Source organism: Streptomyces sp. NPDC002817 (genome assembly GCF_053592055.1).
The window spans coordinates 71,593-93,394 of sequence record NZ_JBSFUY010000010.1; the positions used below are offsets into that span (position 1 = coordinate 71,593).

The window sequence follows — 21,802 nt, forward strand, 5'->3', positions numbered from 1 at the left end:
TGTTGCCGTACCGGCGTCAGATCACCGCGTTCGACGCCGAGCCCGAGGTGCTGGGCGAACCCGCGTCGCTGCTCTCCGGGGCGCCGGCGGAGGTGCTCGCCGGTGCGCTGGAGGCGGCGGGGCCGCTGGCCGAGTCCGAGGTGGACGGCTCGTCCGAAGGATCCGGCGTGGGGCTCGTCGTGGGCGAGGGCGACTCGGACGTCTCGGTCGGTGTCGGCGTCGGCGACTCCGTCGGCGTAGACGAGGTCGGCGGCTTCGAGGTCGAGGTCGGCGGCTTCGTCGTGGGCGTCTTGCTCGGCGAGCTCGACGTCCCCTTCGTCCCGCTCGGGTCGTCCGAAGGCTCCGCGGTGTCCGTCGGTGTCGGGTCGTCGGAGGTGCCGTAGGTGCCGTCGGGGCCCGGGTCGGTCGGCCGGCTGGTGGCCTCGCCGGTGTCACCCTCGTCGCCGTTCTTCGGCACGTCGGCGCCCAGGCTGCCGTCGTCCACGCCCTGGCTGGCCGACGGGTTGGGGCCGACCTTGGTGGACGGGTTGTCGTTGTCCGGGTTGGAGGTGGCGCCGAGCGTCACCACCGTGCCGAGCACCGCCGCGAGCAGCGCGCCCGCGCCGGCCGCGACGAGGTTGCGGCGGGCGAGGCCCTTCAGACCACCGCGGGCCTTGCGGTTGGGAACGGGGGCCGCCGGGACCCGGTTGGTGACCAGGGTCGAGTTGTCGAACGGCGACTGGAGCGGCGGGAAGGCCGCGGGGACGCCACCGGGAGGCGACTGCGACTCCTCGTACCGGGCGTCGGGCACCTCTTCACCGGTCGTCGCGCCGATACCGAGCGGGATGCCGGAGCGGTCGGAGACCAGCGCCAGAGCCCGGCGGCCGGCGACCGTGCCGCGCTTGTCGGCGAGTGCGCCGCGCAGCCCGATGGAGGCCTCCAGTTCGGAGCGGGCCCGGTCGAGCTGATCGGCGCAGAGTGCGAGGACACCCAACTCGTGGTGGAAGTAGGCCCGTTCGCCCCCGTCACCGGCGATCCGAGCGGCCTCGGCGCCGAACTGCAGGGTCCGCTCCCAGGCGCTCCAGTGCAGCCCCGCGGCGAACGCGGGCGCCGCGGTGCGGGCCAGCTGGACCGTGACGGACTCCTCGTCCTCGGCGGGCGGGACGGCGGCCGGCACGAGGATGCCGAGCGCGGCGAGCACGGCGTCCGCCTCGGCGCACACCCGCTCGGGAGTGACCGACGGATGCCCGGCCCACCAGGCGTAGTGCTGGGCGGCGGCCAGGGCCTTGGCCTCGGTGTCGGTGCCGTATCCGGCGGCCTCCAGCTGGGCCTGCACCCCTGCGGCGAGCCGGTAGCGGGAGCCGACCGGGGAGACCAGCGCGCAGCCCAGCAGTTCACCGAGGGCGGCGTCCGCGTGGGTGTCGCCGACGAGGGCGGGCAGATGTGCCTGGTGCGGCACCTCACCGCCGAGCGCCACGGCGAACCGCAGTGCGGCGCGCGCCGAGTCGCTGAGCCGGGTGGCGAGCAGGGCCGCGGGCGCGGCGCCCTCGGCGAGCGAGGGCAGCGGTACATCGTGTCCGTCGCCGGCCTCGAAGGGTGCGTCGACCTGGGTTTCCTGGAAGACGCCGAACTCGTCGAAGGCGTCCGTGCTGGCTCGCAGTTCGTCGCGCTGCCGGAGCAGGGCGCCGGCCTGGACGAAACGCAGCGGCAGCCCTTCGGACTCGAACCAGAGGTCGCCGGCCCAGTTGGCCTCCTCCTCGGTGAGGACCCGGCCGACACCGCGCTCCAGGAGTTCCACGCCGCCGGCCCGGTCCAGGCCGCTGAGGAAGACCTCCTCGATGGCCGAGTCGGCGGACGGCGCGGGCACGTCCGGTGTCGTGGCGACCAGGAAGGCGCACTCGGGGGTGGCGTCCAGGAGTTCGTCGAGCGCGGCACCGCCGAACTCGACGTCGTCCAGGACGACGACCGCGCCGATCTCCCGGACGTACCCGAGCAGCTCGTCCCGTGCGGGCCGGTGCAGGGGGGCGTCGAAGGCGGCGTAGAAGAGGTCGTACAGCAGGTCGTCGGCCGTGCGGCGGAAGCCGGTCAGCCGGACCACGCCGTCGGGGGCGAGGTCCGAGCAGTCCTCGGCGAGGAGGTCGAGCAGGCTGGTGCGACCGGAGCCGGCGGGGCCGGTGAGACGTACGGAACGGCCGCGGGCGAGCAGGCGTACCAGCCGTTCCCGCTCGTCCTGGCGGGCCAGGAGGTGCAGCGTGGGCCGGTTGAGACCGGCCGGGACGGGCGGCTTGGCCGCGCGGTCCGCTTCGGCACGTTCGGTGGCGCTGAGCTTCCGCGGCCGTGAGGGCCGCTCGCCGGGCGGGCAGACTTCTATCTCGCTGCCGTCGACGGGGTTGACGGTGAGCAGGTAGTCGCCGGACACCAGCTGCACCGTGCGGGCCAGGGCGGGTGTGCTCTGGCCGAAGTCGGGTGTGAGGGGGTCCCTGGGCGGGCGCTGGCGCGGCGAATCGCCGTCACCGTCATGGCCGTACTCCTCGGGTCCCCGGTTGTTCGGGTCCATAGGTTCAAGCCCCCCAAAAGCGTCGTGTGCCGAGCCCCTCCCGGCCTTGCTGCACACCGCGCTGTCGCTTCTGGTCCGGGCCCGCTCATTCAGGGATGTTCACTCAGCGGGCGACCGAACCCTAAACCTTCGCACAGTATCTACGACAGCCCGGGGTACCGCGCCGTCCGAGACGTCACAGTCTCGTGAGGATTGTGCGCGACCTGCGTTTCACAGCAGCAGCACCCGGCCCTCACACCGCGTTCACACAAGGGGTCACACCCGGGGCAGTGACTCCACCCCGATGCCGCCCTCGATCGCCAGGATCCGGTGCAGCCGGGTGGCCACCAGCAGGCGCTGCATCTGCGGCGGTACATCGCGCAGCACGAGGCGTCGGCCGCAGCGGCCGGCCCTGCGGTGGGCCCCCATGATCACCCCGAGTCCGGTGGCGTCCCAGGAGTCGAGCTCGGACAGATCCAGCACCAGATCGCCGACTCCGTCGTCGACGGCCGTGTGCAGGACCGTACGGGCGTCCGCCGCGCTGCGGACGTCGAGGCGGCCCCCGACGACCAGCTCGGCGTGGTCGCCCCTGATGAACATATGCGCTCCCCGTGGTGCGTCTCGTGCTCCGCGAATGTGATGTCCGGTTGATGCAACGTCTGACTGAGTTGGACGGTCAGAGGTTGCCGTCTGTAAGCGAACCGATACCGAATTCACCCCCGGGAGTGATGCCTCAGGGGCCTGTGCGGTTTCAGTGCTTGTAGAAGCCCTGCCCGCTCTTGCGCCCGATGTCACCGGCGTCAACCATCCGGCGCATCAGCTCCGGCGGGGCGAACTTCTCGTCCTGGGTCTCGGTGTAGATGTTGCTCGTGGCGTGCAGCAGGATGTCGACGCCGGTGAGGTCGGCCGTGGCGAGGGGGCCCATGGCGTGGCCGAAGCCCAGCTTGCAGGCGAGGTCGATGTCCTCGGCGGTGGCGACGCCCGACTCGTAGAGCTTGGTCGCCTCGACGACGAGGGCGGAGATGAGCCGGGTGGTCACGAAGCCGGCGACGTCCCGGTTGACGACGATGCAGGTCTTGCCGACGGACTCGGCGAACTCCCGTGCGGTGGCGAGGGTTTCGTCGCTCGTCTTGTAGCCGCGGACGAGCTCGACGAGCTGCATCATCGGCACCGGCGAGAAGAAGTGCACACCGACGACCCGCTCGGGGCGCTCGGTGGCCGCCGCGATCTTGGTGATCGGGATGGCGGAGGTGTTGGAGGCGAGCACGGCGTCTTCGCGCACGATCTTGTCGAGGGCACGGAAGATCTCGTGCTTGACCTCGAGCTTCTCGAAAACGGCCTCGACGACGATGTCGGCGTCCGCGGCGGCGTCCAGGTCGGTGGTGGCGGTGATCCGGCCGAGGGCGGCGTCGGCGTCGTGCGCCTCCAGCTTGCCCTTGCTCACGAACTTGTCGTACGAGGCCTTGATGCCGTCGGTGCCACGCTTGAGCGCCTCGTCGGTGACGTCCCGCAGGACGACGTCCCAGCCCGCCTGAGCGGAGACCTGGGCGATCCCGGAACCCATCAAGCCGGCGCCGATGACGGCAAGCTTCCGTGCCACTGTGCGACTCCCCTTTGAACGCCTTACATGCTGTTTACGACTGCCTCTTCGGCGGACCTTAGCGGGCGTGAGGTGCTGTGTGACCGGTTAGTAATGCGCGTCACGTCTCATCTGACGGACATCACACCGGCACGGCTCATCCGTGGTCTCGTACGGCGTAGTTGAGCACGTTCTCGCTCAACAGCTCCTCGATGTCGCCGAGAAGCGCCAGCACCTCTCGTGACACTTCGTCCGGATTGCGCCCGGCGACCATCTCACGCCCGATGTGGACGAACACCTCCGAGTGGACCCAGCAGATCTGACCGGCGATCAGCCCCGGCAGCGGGTCCGCGTCGACGGCACCGGTCGCCTCCCGGAGGGTCGCTTCGAGGTGGTCGTGGATCTCCTGCTGCAGACTCCACAGCCGGGAACGGAGCGGCGGCGCCTCGTGGATGCAGCGCATGAAACGGTCGTAGCCCGCCATGAGGCCGACCCGGGGCGAGACCGCCTCCACCTCCGCGCGCAGTTCGCGCAGCACGGCCCGCGCGGCCGACTCCCCCACGTCCCGGCCGCGCACCCAGCGGGAGAGCTGTTCGACGACGCCGGAGGAGCGGTCGAAGAAGAGGTCCTCCTTCGCCGGGAAGTAGTTGTAGACGGTGTTCACGGAGACATCGGCGGCCTCCGCCACCTCCGCGATGGTCACGGTCACGAATCCGTGCTCCAGGAACAGCCCGGTGGCGATGTCCGAGATCCGCTGCCTCGTCTCGCGCTTCTTCCGCTCCCTGAGCCCTTCAGCCATGGTCCACATCCTAGCTTCGCTGGACTCTCTGAAACTTTGGGGTCATTGCAAAATTTAAGAGACTCTGTTTTTCTGTGGCCATGACCGTCATCAGTACGGCGGGCCTGGCCCGTACCTTCCAGACGAAACTCGGCCCGGTGGAGGCCGTCCGCGGCATCGACCTGAGGGTCCGCGAGGGCGAGATCCTCGGATTCCTGGGCCCGAACGGCGCCGGGAAGACCACCACCCTGCGCATGCTCACGACCCTGTTGAAACCCACCGGGGGCGCCGCCACCGTCGCCGGACACGACCTCACCACCGACCCCGCCGGAGTGCGGAGAGCCTGCGGCTATGTGGCCCAGTCGGGCGGGGTCGACCCGCAGATCACCGTGCGGGAGGAACTGGTCACCCAGGGCCGCCTCTACCGGCTGACGAAGACCCAGGCGGCCGAGCGGACCGAGGAGTTGGCCCGGGATCTGGATCTGACCGGGCTGCTCGACCGCAAGTGCGGGGCGCTGTCGGGCGGTCAGCGCCGGCGCCTGGACATCGCGATGGCCCTCACGCATCGCCCGAAGGTGCTGTTCCTCGACGAGCCCACCACCGGCCTCGACCCCGGTAGCCGGGCCGACCTGTGGGACCTGGTCCGCCGGCTGCGCGACGAGCACGGCACGACGGTGTTCCTGACCACCCACTACCTGGACGAGGCCGACGCCCTCGCCGACCGTCTGGTCGTCGTCGACAAGGGCGTGGTCGTCGCGGAGGGCACCCCGACCGCGCTCAAGCTGGAGTACGGCGGCTCGATCGACGCCTCGCTCCAGGACACCTTCCTCGCCATCACCGGCCGCAGCGCCACACCGGCCGACGCCGCCCCCGTAGCCGTATAGGAATCCCCCGACGATGCTTCTCCACGACACCGCGCTGATCTACGGCCGCTATCTCCGCCAGTCCCTGCGCTCCCGCTTCGCCCTGCTCTTCGGCGTGCTGATGCCGCTGCTCTATCTCCTCTTCTTCGGCCCGCTGCTCACCGATCTCCCGCTGGGCGGGCCGGGCAGCTCGTGGCAGCTGCTCGTGCCCGGGCTGCTGCTTCAACTCGGCCTGTTCGGGGCCTCGTTCGCGGGGTTCACGATCATCGTCGAGAAGAGTCAGGGGGTGGTGGAGCGGATGCGGGTGACGCCGGTCAGCCGGCTGGCACTGCTGCTCGGGCGGGTGCTGCGGGACGCCACCGTCTTCGTCCTCCAGGCGGTGCTGCTCGTGCTGGCCGCGCTGGCGATGGGGCTGCGGGCCCCGCTGCCCGGCATCCTGATCGGCTTCGCGTTCGTCGCGCTGCTGACGGTGTCGCTGGCCTCGCTGTCGTACGCGCTGGCCATGAAGCTGCACACCCCGGGGGAGTTCGGTCCGGCGGTCAACGCCCTGACGATGCCGATGATGCTCCTGTCCGGCCTGATGCTCCCGATGACCCTGGGCCCGGCCTGGCTGGACGTCCTCTCGCACTTCGTGCCGTTCCGCTATCTGGTGGACGCGGTCAGGGACGCGTACGTCGGCTCGTACGCCTCGGCGCACATGGCGTACGGCGTGCTGGTCGCCCTCGCTCTCACGGCACTCGCCGTGACGGTGGGCACACGCGTGTTCCGAACGGCCGGGGCGTAACTACGCTGGTCCCATGGTCAATCTGACGCGCATCTACACCAGGACCGGCGACCAGGGCACCACCGCCCTCGGCGACATGAGCCGGGTCGCCAAGACCGATCTGCGGATCTCGGCGTACGCCGACGCCAACGAGGCGAACGCGGTGATCGGCACGGCGATCGCGCTGGGCGGGCTCGACGAGGAGATCGTCAAGGTCCTCACCCGTGTGCAGAACGACCTGTTCGACGTGGGTGCGGACCTGTCGACGCCGGTCGTGGAGAACCCCGAGTTCCCGCCGCTGCGGGTCGAGCAGTTCTACGTCGACAAGCTGGAGGCGGACTGCGACCACTTCAACGAGCGGCTGGAGAAGCTCCGCTCCTTCATCCTGCCCGGCGGCACGCCGGGTGCGGCCCTGCTGCACCAGGCGTGCACGGTCGTACGACGTGCCGAGCGCCGGACGTGGGCGGCCCTGGAGGTGCACGGAGAGCTCATGAATCCGCTGACCGCGACCTATCTGAACCGCCTGTCCGACCTGCTGTTCATCCTGGCGAGGTCGGCGAACACGGAGACCGGGGACGTGCTGTGGGTGCCGGGTGGGGAGCGCTGAGCGCTACCGCTCGCGCTTGGGGAACAGGGTGTAGCTGCCGGCGATGATCACGTTGATGCCGATCAGCCACACCATGCGCTGCTGCCACGTCCGTAGCGAGTCGGTCCCGCCCTCGCCGCCGACGTACCAGATCGCGGCCTGGAGCAGGGTCATGGCGACGACCGCGGCGAGGATCCAGCGGCCCGCGACCTTCCATTCGTGGACGGCGCGGGCCGTTCCGTACTTCGGCGGCCGTACCGGCGGCGGGCCGCCCGCGAAGCGGTGGGCGAAGCGGGCGTCGGCCCATCGCATCGTGGAGTGGCCGAGGCCCACGGTGAAGCCGATGTAGACGGCGGCCAGGCCGTGCTTCCAGTCGGGCTCGGCGCCGCCGCGCAGGTCGACCGCGGTGACGATGAACAGCACGAGCTCCAGCAGCGGCTCGCACAGCAGCAGGACCAGCCCCACCCGCGGCATCCCGAAGACGTACCTGAAGGCCAGTCCCGCGGCCAGCAGCACCCAGAACGCCACCTCACAGGCGACGATCAGTCCGACGATCACGGCTCGCTCCCTTCGCTCACCCTTCCAGGCTCCCGGCGGACGCCGCCGCTTTCGTCGTCGCCGCTGACGAAGTCGCCGTACATCGAAAGATGCAGTCCAGGACCGTCCCCGGGGATCAGGCGGGCGGCGCGCGGGCCGTGTTTCATGGGGACATGGCCGTACGACTCCCCCGCCCGCACCGCTTCGACGTGTACATCGCGGCCGGCGGTCTGCTCGGCGGGCTGCTGCTCGTCCTCGCGGGCCTGGGCACCCGGCGGTCCGACGACCCGATCACCCTCTTCGACGGCCCCTGGCCGGTGCTGGTGCCGCTCACCGTGCTGGCCGGCTGCGAGCTGCTGCGCCGCACGGCACCCCGCGTGGCCCTGCTGACCGGCACGGTCGCGATCTGCGCGGACCTGCTGACCCAGGGCAGCCTCGCGTCGGTGCTGATGTTCACCGACGTCGTCTACGCGGCCGTCCTGTACGGCCCGCTCGCCTCGGCCAGGCGCATCCAGTGGATCACCGGTCTGCTCACGGTGGCCGGGACGCTGGTGCCGTTCGCGGTGTGGCGGGTGCCGGAGGCGCTGCTGATCGGCGTGGTCGTCGGTGTCGTGGCGTACGGGCCCGCCGCCACCGGCTGGATCGTCCGCAACCACCGCGACGCCGCCGAGGCCGCGCGCCTTCGCGCCGAACAGACGGCCCTGCTCGCCGAGATGGACCGCACCCAGGCCGTCGTCGCCGAACGTGCCCGGATGGCACGGGAGTTGCACGACATGGTCGCCAACCATCTGTCGGCGATCGCGATCCACTCCACGGCCGCGCTGTCGCTGGACGATCCGGAGACGTCCCGGCAGGCCCTCGGTGTCATCCGTGAGAACAGCGTCAAGGGGCTTGAGGAGATGCGCCGGCTGATCGGCATCCTGCGGGACGGCGACGGCGAACCCAGCGCGGTCCCGACCCTCGACGGCCTCACCGTCCTGGTCGACGACGCCCGCGCCAACGGCCTCGACGTCACGCTGGAGGCCGAGCACGGCACGACCCTGCCGGCCCCCGTCGAGCTCGCCACCTACCGGATCGTCCAGGAATCCCTCACCAACGCCCTCAAGCACGCCTGCCCCGGCCGGGTCACCGTGCTCCTGCGCCAGGCGAACGGCTCCCTCGCCATCGCCGTGACCAGCCCGTACGGCGACCGCGACGGGCCGAGCGCGCCCGGTTCCGGCGCCGGTCTGGTGGGTATGCGGGAGCGGGCGGCACTGCTCGGCGGCACCTTCGAGTCCGGCCCCGAGAGCTCGGCGAACGGCAAGATCTGGGCCGTACGCGCCACCCTGCCCGTCGCCGACGTCACTGAAGGAGATCCCGCATGATCCGCGTGCTCGTCGCCGAGGACCAGTCCGCCGTCCGCGCCGGACTGGTCCTCATCCTGCGCAGCGCGCCCGACATCGAGGTGGTCGGCGAGGCCGCGGACGGCGAACAGGCGGTTGCGCTGGCCCGGGAACTGCGGCCCGACCTGGTGCTGATGGACGTACAGATGCCGCGTCTGGACGGGGTGTCGGCGACGCGGAAGGTCACGGAGGAGGGGCTCGCGGACGTCCTCGTGCTGACCACCTTCGACCTCGACGAGTATGTGTTCGGGGCGCTCAGGGCCGGGGCGTCCGGATTCCTGCTGAAGAACACGGAGGCGAGGGATCTCGTGGAGGCGGTCCGTACGGTGGCGCGCGGAGAGGGGATCGTCGCTCCGGCCGTCACTCGCCGGCTGATCTCGGAGTTCGCCGCCAAGCCGGTACGGCAGCCGAGCGTCGACCCGGCGGTCCTGGACACCCTCACCCGCCGGGAGCGCGAGGTGCTGTCCTGTCTGGGCGAGGGATTGTCCAACGCGGACATCGCGACCCGTCTCGACATGGCGGAGGCGACGGTGAAGACGCACGTCAGCCGACTGCTGGGGAAGCTGGAACTGCGCAGCCGCGTGCAAGCCGCGGTGTTGGCGCAGGAGTTGGGTGTCTGAGCGATCACATACTAAGTGGTCCAGACCTATTGACCCGTGGTCCAGACCTTTCTATTCTCGCCGCACCGTGGGCGTGAAGGCTCAGTCGCGCCCCAACACCCCTCCCCAAGGGGCGTGCCGGTGTCGAGGCCGCGAGCACGGTCGTCGCCTCGACACCGGCTCAGGCGCCCCGAAAATTCAGACAAGGAGGCGCGGCATGCGCTTCAGACACAGAGTGGCGGCAGGGATAGCGACCCTGGTGCTCCCCTTCGCCGGCCTCGTCGGCCTCGCGAGCCCCGCCCAGGCCGCGACATCCGCGACCGCCACCTACGCCAAGCCGCAGGACTGGGGCACCGGCTTCGAAGGCAAGTGGACCGTCAAGAACACCGGCGACACCGCCCTCAGCTCCTGGACCGTCGAGTGGGACTTCCCCTCCGGCACGTCCGTCACCTCCGCCTGGGATGCCGACGTCACCTCCTCCGGCACCCACTGGACCGCCAAGAACAAGTCCTGGAACGGCACCCTCGCCCCCGGCGCCTCCGTCTCCTTCGGCTTCAACGGCGCCGGGTCCGGTTCCCCCGCCAACTGCAAGCTCAACGGCGGCAGTTGTGACGGCGGCACCACGACCCCCGGCGACAGCGCGCCGAGCGCCCCCGGCACTCCCACCGCCTCGGACATCACCAACACCTCGGTGAAGCTCTCCTGGAACGCCGCCACCGACGACAACGGCGTCAAGAACTACGACGTCCTGCGCGACGGCACCAAGGTCGCCACCGTGACGACGACGTCGTACACCAACACCGGCCTGACCGCCGGCACCGCCTACTCGTACACCGTCCAGGCCCGCGACACCGCCGACCAGACCGGCCCGGTCAGCGGCGCAGTCGCCGTCACCACCACCGGCGGCACCACCGAGCCGCCGCCCACCGGCGACAAGGTCAAGCTCGGCTACTTCACCGAGTGGGGCGTCTACGGCCGCAACTACCACGTGAAGAACCTGGTCAGCTCGGGCTCCGCGTCGAAGATCACGCACATCAACTACGCGTTCGGCAACGTCAAGAACGGTCAGTGCACCGTCGACGACACCTACGCCGCCTATGACAAGGCCTACACCGCCGACCAGTCCGTCAGCGGCACGGCCGACACCTGGGACCAGCCGCTGCGCGGCAACTTCAACCAGCTGCGCCAGCTGAAGGCCAAGTACCCGCACATCAAGGTGCTGTACTCCTTCGGCGGCTGGACCTACTCCGGCGGCTTCGCCCAGGCCGCGGCCAACCCGGCCGCGTTCGCCAAGTCCTGCAAGGCGGTCGTCGAGGACCCCCGCTGGGCCGATGTCTTCGACGGCATCGACATCGACTGGGAGTACCCGAACGCCTGCGGACTGACCTGTGACACCTCCGGCGCGGCGGCCTTCAAGAACCTGATGCAGGCCCTGCGCACCGAGTTCGGCTCGAACTACCTGGTCACCGCGGCCATCACGGCCGACGGCTCCTCCGGCGGCAAGATCGACGCAGCCGACTACGGCGGCGCCTCGGCCTCCGTCGACTGGTACAACGTGATGACGTACGACTACTTCGGCGCCTTCAACGCGCAGGGCCCGACCGCCCCGCACTCGCCGTTGACCTCGTACTCCGGCATCCCGCAGGCGGGCTTCAACTCCGCCGACGCGATCGCCAAGCTGAAGTCGAAGGGCGTGGCTTCCAAGAAGCTGCTGCTCGGCATCGGCTTCTACGGCCGCGGCTGGACCGGTGTCACCCAGGCCGCCCCCGGCGGCACGGCGACCGGCGCGGCCCCGGGCACCTACGAGGCGGGCATCGAGGACTACAAGGTCCTCAAGACGTCCTGCCCGGCCACCGGCACCATCGCGGGCACGGCATACGCCTACTGCGGCAACAACTGGTGGTCGTACGACACCCCCGCCACCATCGGCACCAAGATGACCTGGGCCAAGAACCAGGGCCTCGGCGGGGCGTTCTTCTGGGAGTTCAGCGGCGACACCGGCAACGGTGAGCTGGTGAGCGCCATCAACAGCGGGCTGTCGTAAGCGGGTTACGACCCTCAGTAGGACCTAGGCGACATTGACGCGCTGACCGGGCGGGGCTGCTTCCAGCCACGCGAGAAACCCGGTCAGCGCGTCTTCGCTCATGGCGAGTTCAAGCCGCGTGCCCCGGTGCAGACAGGTCAGGATGACGGCGTCGGAGAGCAGCGCCAGCTCCTCCTCGCCCTCCGGCAGCCGGCGCCCGGCGACCTCGATCGCGGCGCGCTCCAGGACCCGGCGGGGGCGGTAGGCGTAGGAGAAGACGCGGTACCACTCGATGCGGTCGCCGTTGTAGCGGGCGACTCCGTAGCTCCAGCCCTTGCCGTTGGTATCGGGTTTCTCCGGGACGTCCCAGCGCAGCGAACAGTCGAAGGTGCCGCCGGAGCGCTGGATGAGTCTGCGACGAAGGCCGAAGACGAACAGTCCCAGCACCACAAGTGCCACGACGATTCCGCACACAGTCAGAGCGAGGACCATCGACACCGACCTCCTCGTCTACTCGGTAACGGAATGGAAAAAACATCCACATTTGCCTCAGCCGCGACCAGGGCCGGATTGCTCCGGTCCCAGCCGCGGCTGAGTGACGTCATACGGTCTCGCGTCAGGCTAGCGCGTCGCCGCCGCACGGATTCGTACGTCCGCGCGGCGCTCGGCGGCGGCGTCACCCTCCGCCTTCGCGCGCTCCAGCTCACGCTCCGCGCGCTGGACGTCGATCTCGTCCGACAGCTCGGCGATCTCGGCCAGCAGCGACAGCTTGTTGTCCGCGAACGAGATGAAACCGCCGTGCACCGCGGCGACGACCGTTCCACCATCACTCGTACGGATGGTCACCGGGCCCGACTCCAGCACACCGAGCAGCGGCTGGTGACCGGGCATGACGCCGATGTCGCCGGACGTGGTGCGCGCGACGACCAGGGTGGCCTCGCCGGACCAGACCTCTCGGTCGGCCGCGACCAGCGCGACGTGCAGCTCAGCAGCCAAGGTGGCTCCTCGGGTCACCACCCGGCTGTTCGGCCGGGTGTTGGTTACAAGTCTAGTAGGCGTGAAAGAGGGGGCGGGACGTGCCCCGCCCCCTCAGTCGAACTCAGAGCTCAGGACTCTTCAGGTCCGAGTTCAGGAGACGCCGAGCTCCTTGGCGTTGGCCTTGAGGTCCTCAATGCCACCGCACAGGAAGAACGCCTGCTCCGGGAAGTGGTCGTACTCGCCGTCGATGATCGCGTTGAACGCGGTGATCGACTCCTCCAGCGGGACGTCCGACCCGTCGACGCCGGTGAACTGCTTGGCGACGTGGGTGTTCTGGGACAGGAAGCGCTCCACGCGACGGGCACGGTGGACGACGAGCTTGTCCTCTTCGCCCAGCTCGTCGATACCGAGGATCGCGATGATGTCCTGGAGGTCCTTGTACTTCTGCAGGACACCCTTGACACGCATGGCCGTGTTGTAGTGGTCCGCCGCGATGTAGCGGGGGTCCAGGATGCGGGACGTGGAGTCCAGCGGGTCCACGGCCGGGTAGATGCCCTTCTCGGAGATCGGACGGGAGAGAACCGTCGTCGCGTCGAGGTGGGCGAAGGTGGTGGCCGGGGCCGGGTCGGTCAGGTCGTCCGCGGGGACGTAGATCGCCTGCATCGAGGTGATCGAGTGACCACGGGTCGAGGTGATGCGCTCCTGGAGGAGACCCATCTCGTCGGCCAGGTTCGGCTGGTAACCCACCGCGGAGGGCATACGGCCGAGCAGGGTCGAGACCTCGGAACCGGCCTGCGTGAAGCGGAAGATGTTGTCGATGAAGAACAGCACGTCCTGCTTCTGCACATCGCGGAAGTACTCCGCCATGGTCAGACCGGCGAGGGCCACGCGCAGACGGGTGCCCGGGGGCTCGTCCATCTGACCGAAGACCAGGGCGGTCTTGTCGATGACGCCCGACTCCGCCATCTCCTCGATGAGGTCGTTGCCCTCACGAGTGCGCTCACCGACACCGGCGAACACGGAGACACCGTCGTGGTTGTTGGCGACGCGGTAGATCATCTCCTGGATGAGCACCGTCTTGCCGACGCCGGCACCACCGAACAGACCGATCTTTCCACCCTTGACGTACGGGGTGAGAAGGTCGATGACCTTGACGCCGGTCTCGAACATCTCGGTCTTCGACTCGAGCTCGTCGAAGTTCGGAGCCTTGCGGTGGATGCCCCAGCGCTCACCGTCGTACTGCTCGTCGGTGTTCAGTACCTCGCCGAGGGTGTTGAACACCTTGCCCTTGGTGAAGTCGCCGACCGGCACGGTGATGGAGGCACCCGTGTCGGTGACCGCGGCCTGGCGGACCAGACCGTCGGTGGGCTGCATCGAGATGGTGCGGACCAGGCCGTCACCCAGGTGCTGGGCGACCTCCAGGGTCAGCGTCTTCTTCGCGCCGTCGAGGGCCGGGTCGGCCACCTCGACGTGCAGAGCGTTGTAGATCTCCGGCATCGCGTCGACGGGGAATTCCACGTCGACGACCGGGCCGATGACCCGGGCGACGCGGCCCGTGGCAGCGGCCGTCTCAACTGTCGTCGTCATTACCTGTCACTCCCCGCGGTCGCGTCGGCCAAGGCTGCGGAGCCACCGACGATCTCGCTGATTTCCTGGGTGATTTCGGCCTGGCGGGCCGCGTTGGCAAGACGGGAGAGAGTGGTGATCAGCTCTCCCGCGTTGTCTGTGGCCGACTTCATCGCGCGCCGCGTGGCGGCGTGCTTCGAAGCGGCCGACTGGAGCAGCGCGTTGTAGATACGGCTCTCCACGTAGCGCGGCAGAAGGGCGTCGAGGACGTCCTCCGCCGAGGGCTCGAAGTCGTACAGCGGAAGGATCTCGCCCTTGGGCGTGGCCTCCGCTGCGACCTCTTCGAGGCTGAGCGGCAGCAGACGGTCGTCGAGCGCCGTCTGCGTCATCATCGAGACGAACTCGGTGAAGACGATGTGGAGTTCATCCACGCCGCCCTCGGCCGTGTCCTTCTCGATGGCCTCGATCAGCGGACCCGCGACCTTCTTGGCGTCCGCGTACGTGGGCTCGTCGGTGAAGCCCGACCACGACTCCGCGACCTTGCGCTCGCGGAAGTTGTAGTGAGCCAGACCGCGGCGGCCGACGATGTACGTGTCGACCTCCTTGCCCTCGGCCTCGAGGCGCTCGGTCAGCTTCTCCGCCACCTTGATGGCGTTGGAGTTGAAGGCGCCGGCGAGACCACGGTCGCTCGTGAGGAGCAGCACCGCGGACCGCACGACCGTCTCGGCCTGCGTGGTCAGTGGGTGCTTCGTGTTCGAGCCGGTTCCGACCGCCGTGACCGCGCGGGTGAGCTCGGTCGCGTACGGCGTGGAGGCCGCCACCTTGCGCTGCGCCTTGACGACACGCGAGGCGGCGATCATCTCCATCGCCTTCGTGATCTTCTTGGTCGCGGTGACGGATCGGATGCGACGCTTGTAGACCCGGAGCTGGGCTCCCATGAGTCAGGTCCCTTCCGTCGTCACTTGGCCGCGGCGGCCGGCGCGTCTTCGCCGAGAAGCTTGCCGTCCGAGGTCTCGAACTGCTTCTTGAACTCCGCGATGCCGTCGGCGATGGCGGTGAGCGTGTCGTCCGACATCTTGCCGCCCTCCTTGATGGAGGTCATGAGGCCCTGCTCCTTGCGGTGCAGGTACTCGAGGAGCTCCTTCTCGAAGCGGCGGATGTCGTTGACCGGGACGTCGTCCATCTTGCCGGTGGTACCGGCCCACACGGAGACGACCTGGTCCTCGGTCGGCATCGGCTGGTACTGAGCCTGCTTGAGCAGCTCGACCAGACGCTGACCGCGCTCCAGCTGCGACTTCGACGCGGCGTCCAGGTCGGAACCGAAGGCGGCGAACGCCTCCAGCTCGCGGTACTGGGCGAGGTCGAGGCGGAGACGGCCCGAAACCTGCTTCATCGCCTTGTGCTGCGCGGAACCACCGACTCGGGAGACGGAGATACCGACGTTCAGCGCGGGGCGCTGACCGGCGTTGAACAGGTCCGACTCCAGGAAGCACTGGCCGTCGGTGATGGAGATGACGTTGGTCGGGATGAACGCCGACACGTCGTTCGCCTTGGTCTCGACGATCGGCAGACCCGTCATCGAACCGGCGCCCAGCTCGTCGGAGAGCTTCGCGCAGCGCTCCAGCAGACGGGAGTGCAGGTAGAAGACGTCACCCGGGTAGGCCTCACGGCCCGGCGGGCGGCGCAGCAGCAGCGACACGGCGCGGTAGGCGTCGGCCTGCTTCGAGAGGTCGTCGAAGATGATGAGGACGTGCTTGCCCTCGTACATCCACTGCTGACCGATGGCCGAACCGGTGTACGGCGCCAGGTACTTGAAGCCGGCCGGGTCGGACGCCGGGGCGGCGACGATGGTCGTGTACTCCAGCGCGCCGGCCTCGTCGAGGGCGCCACGCACGGAGGCGATGGTCGAGCCCTTCTGGCCGATGGCGACGTAGACGCAGCGGACCTGCTTCTTCGGGTCACCGGAACGCCAGTTGTCACGCTGGTTGATGATCGTGTCGACGGCCAGGGCGGTCTTGCCGGTCTGACGGTCACCGATGACCAGCTGACGCTGGCCACGGCCGATCGGGGTCATCGCGTCGACGGCCTTGTAGCCGGTCTCCATCGGCTCGTGCACCGACTTACGGGCCATGACGCCCGGAGCCTGCAGCTCAAGGGCGCGACGACCGCTGGTCTCGATCTCGCCGAGGCCGTCGATCGGGTTGCCGAGGGGGTCGACGACACGGCCGAGGTAGCCCTCGCCCACGGCGACGGACAGGACCTCGCCGGTGCGGGTGACCGGCTGGCCCTCCTCGACGCCGCTGAACTCGCCGAGGATGACGGTACCGATCTCGCGCTCTTCCAGGTTGAGCGCGAGTCCGAGGGTGCCGTCCTCGAACTTCAGCAGTTCGTTGGCCATGGCCGAGGGAAGACCCTCGACCTTCGCGATGCCGTCGCCGGCAAGGGTGACCGTACCGACCTCCTCGCGCGAGGCCGCGTCCGGCTTGTACGACTGGACGAAGTTCTCCAGCGCGTCCCGGATCTCCTCCGGCCGGATCGTGAGCTCCGCCATCTGGGTTCCCTGCTCTCCTTGTTGGGCCCGAAGTTTCAACTTGGGGGTCTGGGGGCGACCCCCAGGAATCCTCTGCACGGCCCAACCGGGCCGTCTGTACGTACTGCTTATGAAGTTGCTGCTCAGCCCGCCAGGCGGCGGCCGGCGTCCTCGATGCGGTCCGCGAGGGAGCCGTTGATGACCTCGTCGCCGACCTGCACCCGGATCCCGCCGAGGACCTCGGGGTCCACGTCGATGTTGAGGTGCATCGTGTGGCCGTAGAGCTTCGCGAGAGCGGCGCCCAGGCGCTGCTTCTGCGTGTCGCTCAGCGGCACCGCCGAGGTGACGACGGCGACCAGCCGGTCCCGGCGCTCGGCGGCGAGCTTGGACAGGGACTCCAGTCCCGACTCCAGGCTACGTCCCCGCGGCGCGGTGACGAGACGCGTCACCAGACGCTCGGTGGTCGCATGGGCACGGCCGCCGAGCAGGCTGCGCAGCAGCTCGCTCTTGGCCGGCGCCGTCGCGGCGCGGTCGGTCAGCGCGGCGCGCAGCTCGGTGTTCGAAGAGACGATCCGGCCGAACCGGAACAGTTCGTCCTCGACGTCGTCGAGCGCGCCCGCCTGCTGCGCGGCGGTGAGGTCGGCGAGGTTCGCCAGCTCCTCCAGGGCGTCCGCGAGGTCACGCGACTGCGACCAGCGGGAGCGCACCATGCCGGACACCAGATCGGCGGTCTCGCCGCCCACCTGGCCACCGAGGAGACGCTGGGCCAGTTCGGCCTTGCCCTCGCCGGCCTGCGCCGGGTCGGTGAGGACCCGACGCAGCGACACCTCGCGGTCGAGCAGCGCGGTGACGGCGGCCAGCTCCTCGGCGAGCGTGCCGACGTTCACGGACGTGTTGTCCGTCAGCGCGTCGAGACGCTCACGTGCGGCTGCCAGGGCCTCGCGGCTCGCTCCGTTCATCGCGCGGCCTCGGCCTTCTCCTCGAGCTCGTCGAGGAAGCGGTCGATCACGCGGCTCTGCCGGGCGTGGTCCTCGAGGGACTCACCGACGAGCTTGCCGGCCAGGTCGGTGGCGAGCTTGCCGACGTCCTGGCGCAGCGCGGAGGACGCGGCCTTGCGGTCGGCCTCGATCTGCGCGTGACCCGCGGCGACGATCTCCTCGCGCTGCCGCTGGCCTTCCGCGCGCATCTCGGCGATGAGCGTGGCGCCCTGCTCCTGCGCCTCCTGGCGCAGTCGCGCGGCCTCGTGACGGGCCTCGGTGAGCTGCGCCTTGTACTGCTCAAGGACGCTCTGGGCCTCGACCTGAGCCGCCTCGGCCTTCTCGATTCCGCCTTCGATCGCCTCGCGGCGCTCCTCCAGAACCTTGTTGATGTTCGGAAGCAGCTTCTTCCAGAAGAAGAAGAACACGATGGCGAAGGCGATGGTGCCGACGAGCAGCTCGGGGCCCGGAGGAATGAGCGGGCTCTGCTCTTCCTCGGCCGCCAGCTGTACCCAATTGGCGATCACATCAGTGCCTTTCGTCGATTCGTGTCAGTAAGAGGTGATTACTTACCGAACACGAACGGCATAACGATGCCGATGAGGGCGAGCGCCTCACAGAAGGCGAAGCCCAGGATCTGGTTGGCGCGGATCAGGCCGGCGGCCTCGGGCTGACGAGCGAGGGCCTGGGTGCCGTTACCGAAGATGATGCCGACGCCGACGCCGGGGCCGATGGCGGCGAGGCCGTAGCCGATGGAGCCGAGCGAACCGGAGACAGCGGCGAGGGTCTCAGTGGCAGCCATGCTGATTCTTCCTTCTCTTTCTTGGACCGGCGGGGGTTGGCCACCGGACGTTCTGGGGCTTGGGGGCGGGCGGTGCTCAGTGGTGCTCGGCGAGAGCGCCCTGGATGTACGAGCAGGCGAGGAGTACGAAGACGTACGCCTGGACGGCCTGCACGAAAAGCTCGAAGAGGATCATGACGACGGTCATGACGAACGAGACACCGGCCGCCGGGATCATCCAGCTGTTCAGCAGGTACCAGGAGGCGACGGTGAACATCACCAGCATCAGGTGGCCGGCGAACATGTTGGCGAAGAGTCGCACCGCGTGTGTGAACGGGCGGACCAGCAGGTTCGAGAAGAACTCGATGATCATGACGAGCGGCAGCACGCCGCCGAGCGACTTGTCGTAGCCCGTGACGTTCTTGAAGAAGCCGACGAACCCGTGACGCTTGAAGGTCACGGAGACCCAGGTCACGTAGACGATGGCTGCCAGCACGATCGGGAACGAGATGATCGATGACACCGGGAACTGGGCCAGCGGAATCACGGACCAGATGTTCATGATCCAGATGAAGAAGAACAGCGAGACCATCAGGGGGACGTACTTCTCGCCCTCCTTCTTACCGAGGGTCTCGTAAACGATGTTCCGGCGTACGAAGTCGTAGCCGGCCTCACCGATCATCTGCACCTTGCCCGGAACAACCTTGGCCTTGCCGAACGCGGCCCAGAAGAAGGCGACGACGAGCAGGGTGGTGATGAGCGCGAGCAACATCACCTTGTTGAACTCGAACCCGCCGACCTCGGCGATGGGCTGGAACAGGAACGAGTGCAGGCCCGGAGCCGGAAAGCCACACCCGTCGGACATGATCCGACAGCTCCATTCAAAGGCGAGCTGGGTCTGGTCAGCACTCACCGCGGGCTCCTTCGGCGTGACGCATGGGTACGGCTACCTCGTTGTGTCGGCGCGGCACGCAGCCGCTGGTCGGCACCGGACAGGTGTTACGGATGTGGGGGCGGCTGGGGGGCATCAAGCCTCGCGATTGAGCAGGCGTCAGCTCAGATGCCCGCGCCCGCGATGCCGCAGTTGGCACCGGACGATAGCAGGAGTTCTTCCACGCCTTTATCCCGGCCCTACCCCTCACGACGACGACCCTGACTTCTCCGACTTCCCGCTCTTCTCGGAGTCCGGGTCGACGTAGAAGATCTTGGCCTTCATATGCGCACGGGCCTGTGCGGCCATCCACACGACGGTCGCGACGACAAGCGAGGCCGCGAACGCCTTCGGGTTGAAGAGGGAGGTGTCCTGGAAAAGGGCGACGAAGATGAGGAGCAGCAGGAGTTGGGCGACATAGAGCATCAGCCCCATGGCCTGGAACAACTGCGGGAGCGTTTTTGCCGTCCATTGCAGGACGTACAGACCGATTCCCATGAACAGGATGGCCAGCACGGTGCCGACAGCCGCTCCGAGCGCCCCCTTGCCGCCGGCGACCACTCCACTGACGGCAACGGTGACCGCGCCGACGGCCGCTGTTGGCACAGCGGTCTGGAGGAGGTTCCGGGCGTCATTGGAGGGCATGGCGGCAACTCCGCTTTCACAGGGGGCAGGGTGTCGTCATGGACGAGCGTAGTCCCGGATGGAGAGCTTGAGTCTCACGCCAATGGACCGTCGCACTGCGGTCCTTCGACTCTGTCCGGGGTTCTCGTGAACCGTATCACAAACTATTTGATGAGGTCTTTACCTGGTTGGTGTGCTCGCTGTCACACATGAGACTGACAGTGCGCGTCTGTGCAAAAACGCCGCCCACTTGTCTGGTATTGGGGCGCTTTGCACCCCCAACCCACTCCCACGACTTGGCAATGCTCTAGTCAGATTCTTACCTTGCCGCGTCAGCGCGACGTTCCGGCTTTCCGCCTGTCCAGGAAGCGCGAACGGGCGCCGAGGGCGGTCGCCCCGTTGACGCCGGAGACCCCGACGGCGACCGGAGTGCGCTCCTCCTCTTCCTCCGACTCCACGGCCGCGGCGGCCGGTTCGGTGACCTGCGCGGATTCCGCAACGGCCCTGCGGCGGCGGTAGCGCGGCGGCACGAAGGCCTGCGCCCACAGCGGGGCACGCGGCGTGAACCGCGGCAGCAGCAGCAGGAGCAGACCGATCGCGGAGAGGAACACCACGCTCAGGACGATCCACATGGACGCGGAGTTCACGGAGTACGCGAGCGCGCCGAACGCGATCAGCGCCGACCAGAAGTACATGATCAGCACCGCGCGGCTGTGCGAGTGCCCGATCTCCAGGAGCCGGTGGTGCAGATGCCCGCGGTCGGCGGCGAACGGCGACTGACCGCGCCAGGTGCGGCGCACGATCGCCAGGACCAGGTCGGCCGCCGGGATCGCGATGATGGTCAGCGGCAGCAGCAGCGGGATGTAGACCGGCACCGTCTGGTGCACGGCCGCCTTCTCGGACCCGGCGAACAGCTTCAACGCGTCGGGGTCGACCTGGCCGGTGATGGAGATCGCACCCGCGGCCAGCACCAGACCGATCAGCATCGAGCCGGAGTCACCCATGAAGATCCGCGCGGGGTGCATGTTGTGCGGCAGGAAGCCCAGACACATGCCCATCAGGATCGCCGAGAACAGCGTGGCCGGGGCGGCGGCCTCGATGCCGTACGACACCCAGACGCGGTAGGCGTAGAGGAAGAACGCCGCCGACGCGATGCACACCATGCCGGCCGCGAGGCCGTCGAGGCCGTCGACGAAGTTGACCGCGTTGATGGTGATGACGACGAGCGCCACCGTCAGCAGGGTGCCCTGCCACTGGGTCAGCGCGACATTGCCCACCGTCGGGATCGGCAGCCACAGGATCGTCAGACCCTGCATGACCATGACGCCGGCGGCGATCATCTGGCCGCCCAGCTTGATCAGGGCGTCGATCTCGAACTTGTCGTCCAGGACGCCGATCAGCCAGATCAGCGCGGCGCCGCTGAGCAGCGCCCTGGGCTCGTTCGACTTGTCGAAGACCTGGCTGAGGTTGGTGAGGTGGTCGGCGACCAGCAGACCCGCGCACAGGCCGAAGAACATGGCGATACCGCCGAGCCGCGGAGTCGGTTCCCGGTGCACGTCACGGGCCCTGATCTCCGGCATCGCCCCGGCCACGATCGCGAACTTCCGTACCGGCCCTGTCAGCAGATACGTCACCGCGGCCGTGATGCAGAGCGTCAGCAGGTATTCACGCACAGGCTTCCCCACAGGTCTCGCTGGCCATCTCAGCCCCACACCCTAGCGATGGACGCATATGGATGGGGACTTTCGGGTAGCGACGATGGTTGCACGAGTGGCTGTGCACCTCGGAAC

Annotated in this window: 22 protein-coding genes; 6 read left to right on the plus strand and 16 right to left on the minus strand. The window is 68.7% G+C overall.

The window, feature by feature from the left end; translation table 11 throughout:
• Nucleotides 1-16: 16 nt before the first annotated feature.
• The 4 genes from ACWD3I_RS20880 to ACWD3I_RS20895 form a co-directional block, all read right to left on the minus strand.
• The gene (locus ACWD3I_RS20880) at nucleotides 17-2,536 is read right to left on the minus strand and encodes an ATP-binding protein (RefSeq protein ID WP_365393065.1); all 2,520 of its coding nucleotides are present in this window, start codon (nucleotides 2,534-2,536) and stop codon (nucleotides 17-19) included.
• A gap of 255 nt (nucleotides 2,537-2,791) precedes the next feature.
• Complete coding sequence (locus tag ACWD3I_RS20885; RefSeq protein ID WP_067029557.1) at nucleotides 2,792-3,115, minus strand: STAS domain-containing protein; 324 nt, start codon at nucleotides 3,113-3,115, stop codon at nucleotides 2,792-2,794.
• 151 nt (nucleotides 3,116-3,266) lie between these two features.
• A complete protein-coding gene (locus tag ACWD3I_RS20890; protein ID WP_307025789.1) occupies nucleotides 3,267-4,115 on the minus strand; it encodes a 3-hydroxyacyl-CoA dehydrogenase family protein in 849 nt (282 codons plus the stop codon).
• Nucleotides 4,116-4,251: 136 nt separating this feature from the next.
• A complete protein-coding gene (locus tag ACWD3I_RS20895) occupies nucleotides 4,252-4,893 on the minus strand; it encodes a TetR/AcrR family transcriptional regulator (RefSeq protein ID WP_365393061.1) in 642 nt (213 codons plus the stop codon).
• Nucleotides 4,894-4,973: 80 nt separating this feature from the next.
• Here ACWD3I_RS20895 and ACWD3I_RS20900 point away from each other — a divergent pair, with 80 nt between their 5' ends.
• From ACWD3I_RS20900 to ACWD3I_RS20910, 3 genes are read left to right on the plus strand one after another with little or no spacing between them, the layout of a single operon-like run.
• The gene (locus ACWD3I_RS20900; RefSeq protein WP_365393059.1) at nucleotides 4,974-5,756 is read left to right on the plus strand and encodes an ABC transporter ATP-binding protein; all 783 of its coding nucleotides are present in this window, start codon (nucleotides 4,974-4,976) and stop codon (nucleotides 5,754-5,756) included.
• A 13-nt stretch (nucleotides 5,757-5,769) separates the two neighbouring features.
• On the plus strand, nucleotides 5,770-6,519 hold the full coding sequence (locus tag ACWD3I_RS20905) for an ABC transporter permease (protein WP_365393056.1): 750 nt from the start codon (nucleotides 5,770-5,772) through the stop codon (nucleotides 6,517-6,519).
• A gap of 13 nt (nucleotides 6,520-6,532) precedes the next feature.
• Nucleotides 6,533-7,105, plus strand: a complete 573-nt coding sequence (locus tag ACWD3I_RS20910) for a cob(I)yrinic acid a,c-diamide adenosyltransferase (protein WP_365393053.1) — start codon at nucleotides 6,533-6,535, stop codon at nucleotides 7,103-7,105.
• A 3-nt stretch (nucleotides 7,106-7,108) separates the two neighbouring features.
• Here ACWD3I_RS20910 and ACWD3I_RS20915 read toward each other — a convergent pair whose 3' ends face one another.
• Nucleotides 7,109-7,642 (minus strand): hypothetical protein, encoded by a 534-nt coding sequence (locus ACWD3I_RS20915; RefSeq protein ID WP_365393050.1) that lies wholly within the window; start codon nucleotides 7,640-7,642, stop codon nucleotides 7,109-7,111.
• A gap of 152 nt (nucleotides 7,643-7,794) precedes the next feature.
• On the opposite strand from ACWD3I_RS20915, the gene ACWD3I_RS20920 reads away from it, so the two are divergent.
• The 3 genes from ACWD3I_RS20920 (at nucleotide 7,795) to ACWD3I_RS20930 (ending at nucleotide 11,646) form a co-directional block, all read left to right on the plus strand.
• On the plus strand, nucleotides 7,795-8,985 hold the full coding sequence (locus ACWD3I_RS20920; protein ID WP_365393047.1) for a sensor histidine kinase: 1,191 nt from the start codon (nucleotides 7,795-7,797) through the stop codon (nucleotides 8,983-8,985).
• Nucleotides 8,982-9,623: a response regulator transcription factor gene (locus ACWD3I_RS20925; RefSeq protein WP_365393044.1), complete on the plus strand. Its 642-nt coding sequence runs from the start codon at nucleotides 8,982-8,984 to the stop codon at nucleotides 9,621-9,623. Before ACWD3I_RS20920 ends, ACWD3I_RS20925 begins: the two co-directional genes overlap by 4 nt.
• Nucleotides 9,624-9,819: 196 nt before the next feature.
• Nucleotides 9,820-11,646, plus strand: a complete 1,827-nt coding sequence (locus ACWD3I_RS20930; protein ID WP_365393042.1) for a glycoside hydrolase family 18 chitinase — start codon at nucleotides 9,820-9,822, stop codon at nucleotides 11,644-11,646.
• Nucleotides 11,647-11,670: 24 nt separating this feature from the next.
• Here ACWD3I_RS20930 and ACWD3I_RS20935 read toward each other — a convergent pair whose 3' ends face one another.
• The 11 genes from ACWD3I_RS20935 to ACWD3I_RS20985 form a co-directional block, all read right to left on the minus strand.
• Nucleotides 11,671-12,117, minus strand: a complete 447-nt coding sequence (locus tag ACWD3I_RS20935; protein ID WP_266887997.1) for a DUF2550 domain-containing protein — start codon at nucleotides 12,115-12,117, stop codon at nucleotides 11,671-11,673.
• Between the two features lie 129 nt (nucleotides 12,118-12,246).
• Nucleotides 12,247-12,621, minus strand: coding sequence for a F0F1 ATP synthase subunit epsilon (locus ACWD3I_RS20940; protein ID WP_046262507.1), 375 nt, complete (start codon nucleotides 12,619-12,621; stop codon nucleotides 12,247-12,249).
• Nucleotides 12,622-12,753: 132 nt separating this feature from the next.
• The gene (gene atpD / locus ACWD3I_RS20945) at nucleotides 12,754-14,190 is read right to left on the minus strand and encodes a F0F1 ATP synthase subunit beta (protein WP_046262508.1); all 1,437 of its coding nucleotides are present in this window, start codon (nucleotides 14,188-14,190) and stop codon (nucleotides 12,754-12,756) included.
• The gene (locus tag ACWD3I_RS20950; protein ID WP_266888001.1) at nucleotides 14,190-15,107 is read right to left on the minus strand and encodes a F0F1 ATP synthase subunit gamma; all 918 of its coding nucleotides are present in this window, start codon (nucleotides 15,105-15,107) and stop codon (nucleotides 14,190-14,192) included. Before ACWD3I_RS20950 ends, atpD begins: the two co-directional genes overlap by 1 nt.
• 20 nt (nucleotides 15,108-15,127) lie before the next feature.
• Nucleotides 15,128-16,720 (minus strand): F0F1 ATP synthase subunit alpha, encoded by a 1,593-nt coding sequence (gene atpA / locus ACWD3I_RS20955; RefSeq protein WP_365393037.1) that lies wholly within the window; start codon nucleotides 16,718-16,720, stop codon nucleotides 15,128-15,130.
• Nucleotides 16,721-16,842: 122 nt separating this feature from the next.
• Entirely contained in the window at nucleotides 16,843-17,658 is an 816-nt protein-coding gene (locus tag ACWD3I_RS20960) for a F0F1 ATP synthase subunit delta (protein WP_365393034.1), read from the minus strand.
• Nucleotides 17,655-18,203 carry a F0F1 ATP synthase subunit B gene (locus ACWD3I_RS20965; RefSeq protein WP_365393031.1) on the minus strand — a complete coding sequence of 183 codons (549 nt, stop codon included), beginning with the start codon at nucleotides 18,201-18,203 and terminating at the stop codon, nucleotides 17,655-17,657. Before ACWD3I_RS20965 ends, ACWD3I_RS20960 begins: the two co-directional genes overlap by 4 nt.
• A 38-nt stretch (nucleotides 18,204-18,241) precedes the next feature.
• Complete coding sequence (locus ACWD3I_RS20970; RefSeq protein ID WP_015657805.1) at nucleotides 18,242-18,478, minus strand: ATP synthase subunit c family protein; 237 nt, start codon at nucleotides 18,476-18,478, stop codon at nucleotides 18,242-18,244.
• 76 nt (nucleotides 18,479-18,554) lie between these two features.
• Complete coding sequence (atpB, locus tag ACWD3I_RS20975) at nucleotides 18,555-19,322, minus strand: F0F1 ATP synthase subunit A (RefSeq protein ID WP_266829795.1); 768 nt, start codon at nucleotides 19,320-19,322, stop codon at nucleotides 18,555-18,557.
• Between the two features lie 273 nt (nucleotides 19,323-19,595).
• Nucleotides 19,596-20,033 carry a hypothetical protein gene (locus ACWD3I_RS20980; protein WP_361542136.1) on the minus strand — a complete coding sequence of 146 codons (438 nt, stop codon included), beginning with the start codon at nucleotides 20,031-20,033 and terminating at the stop codon, nucleotides 19,596-19,598.
• A 311-nt stretch (nucleotides 20,034-20,344) separates the two neighbouring features.
• Nucleotides 20,345-21,685, minus strand: a complete 1,341-nt coding sequence (locus tag ACWD3I_RS20985) for an MraY family glycosyltransferase (protein WP_365393026.1) — start codon at nucleotides 21,683-21,685, stop codon at nucleotides 20,345-20,347.
• Nucleotides 21,686-21,802 lie beyond the last annotated feature (117 nt).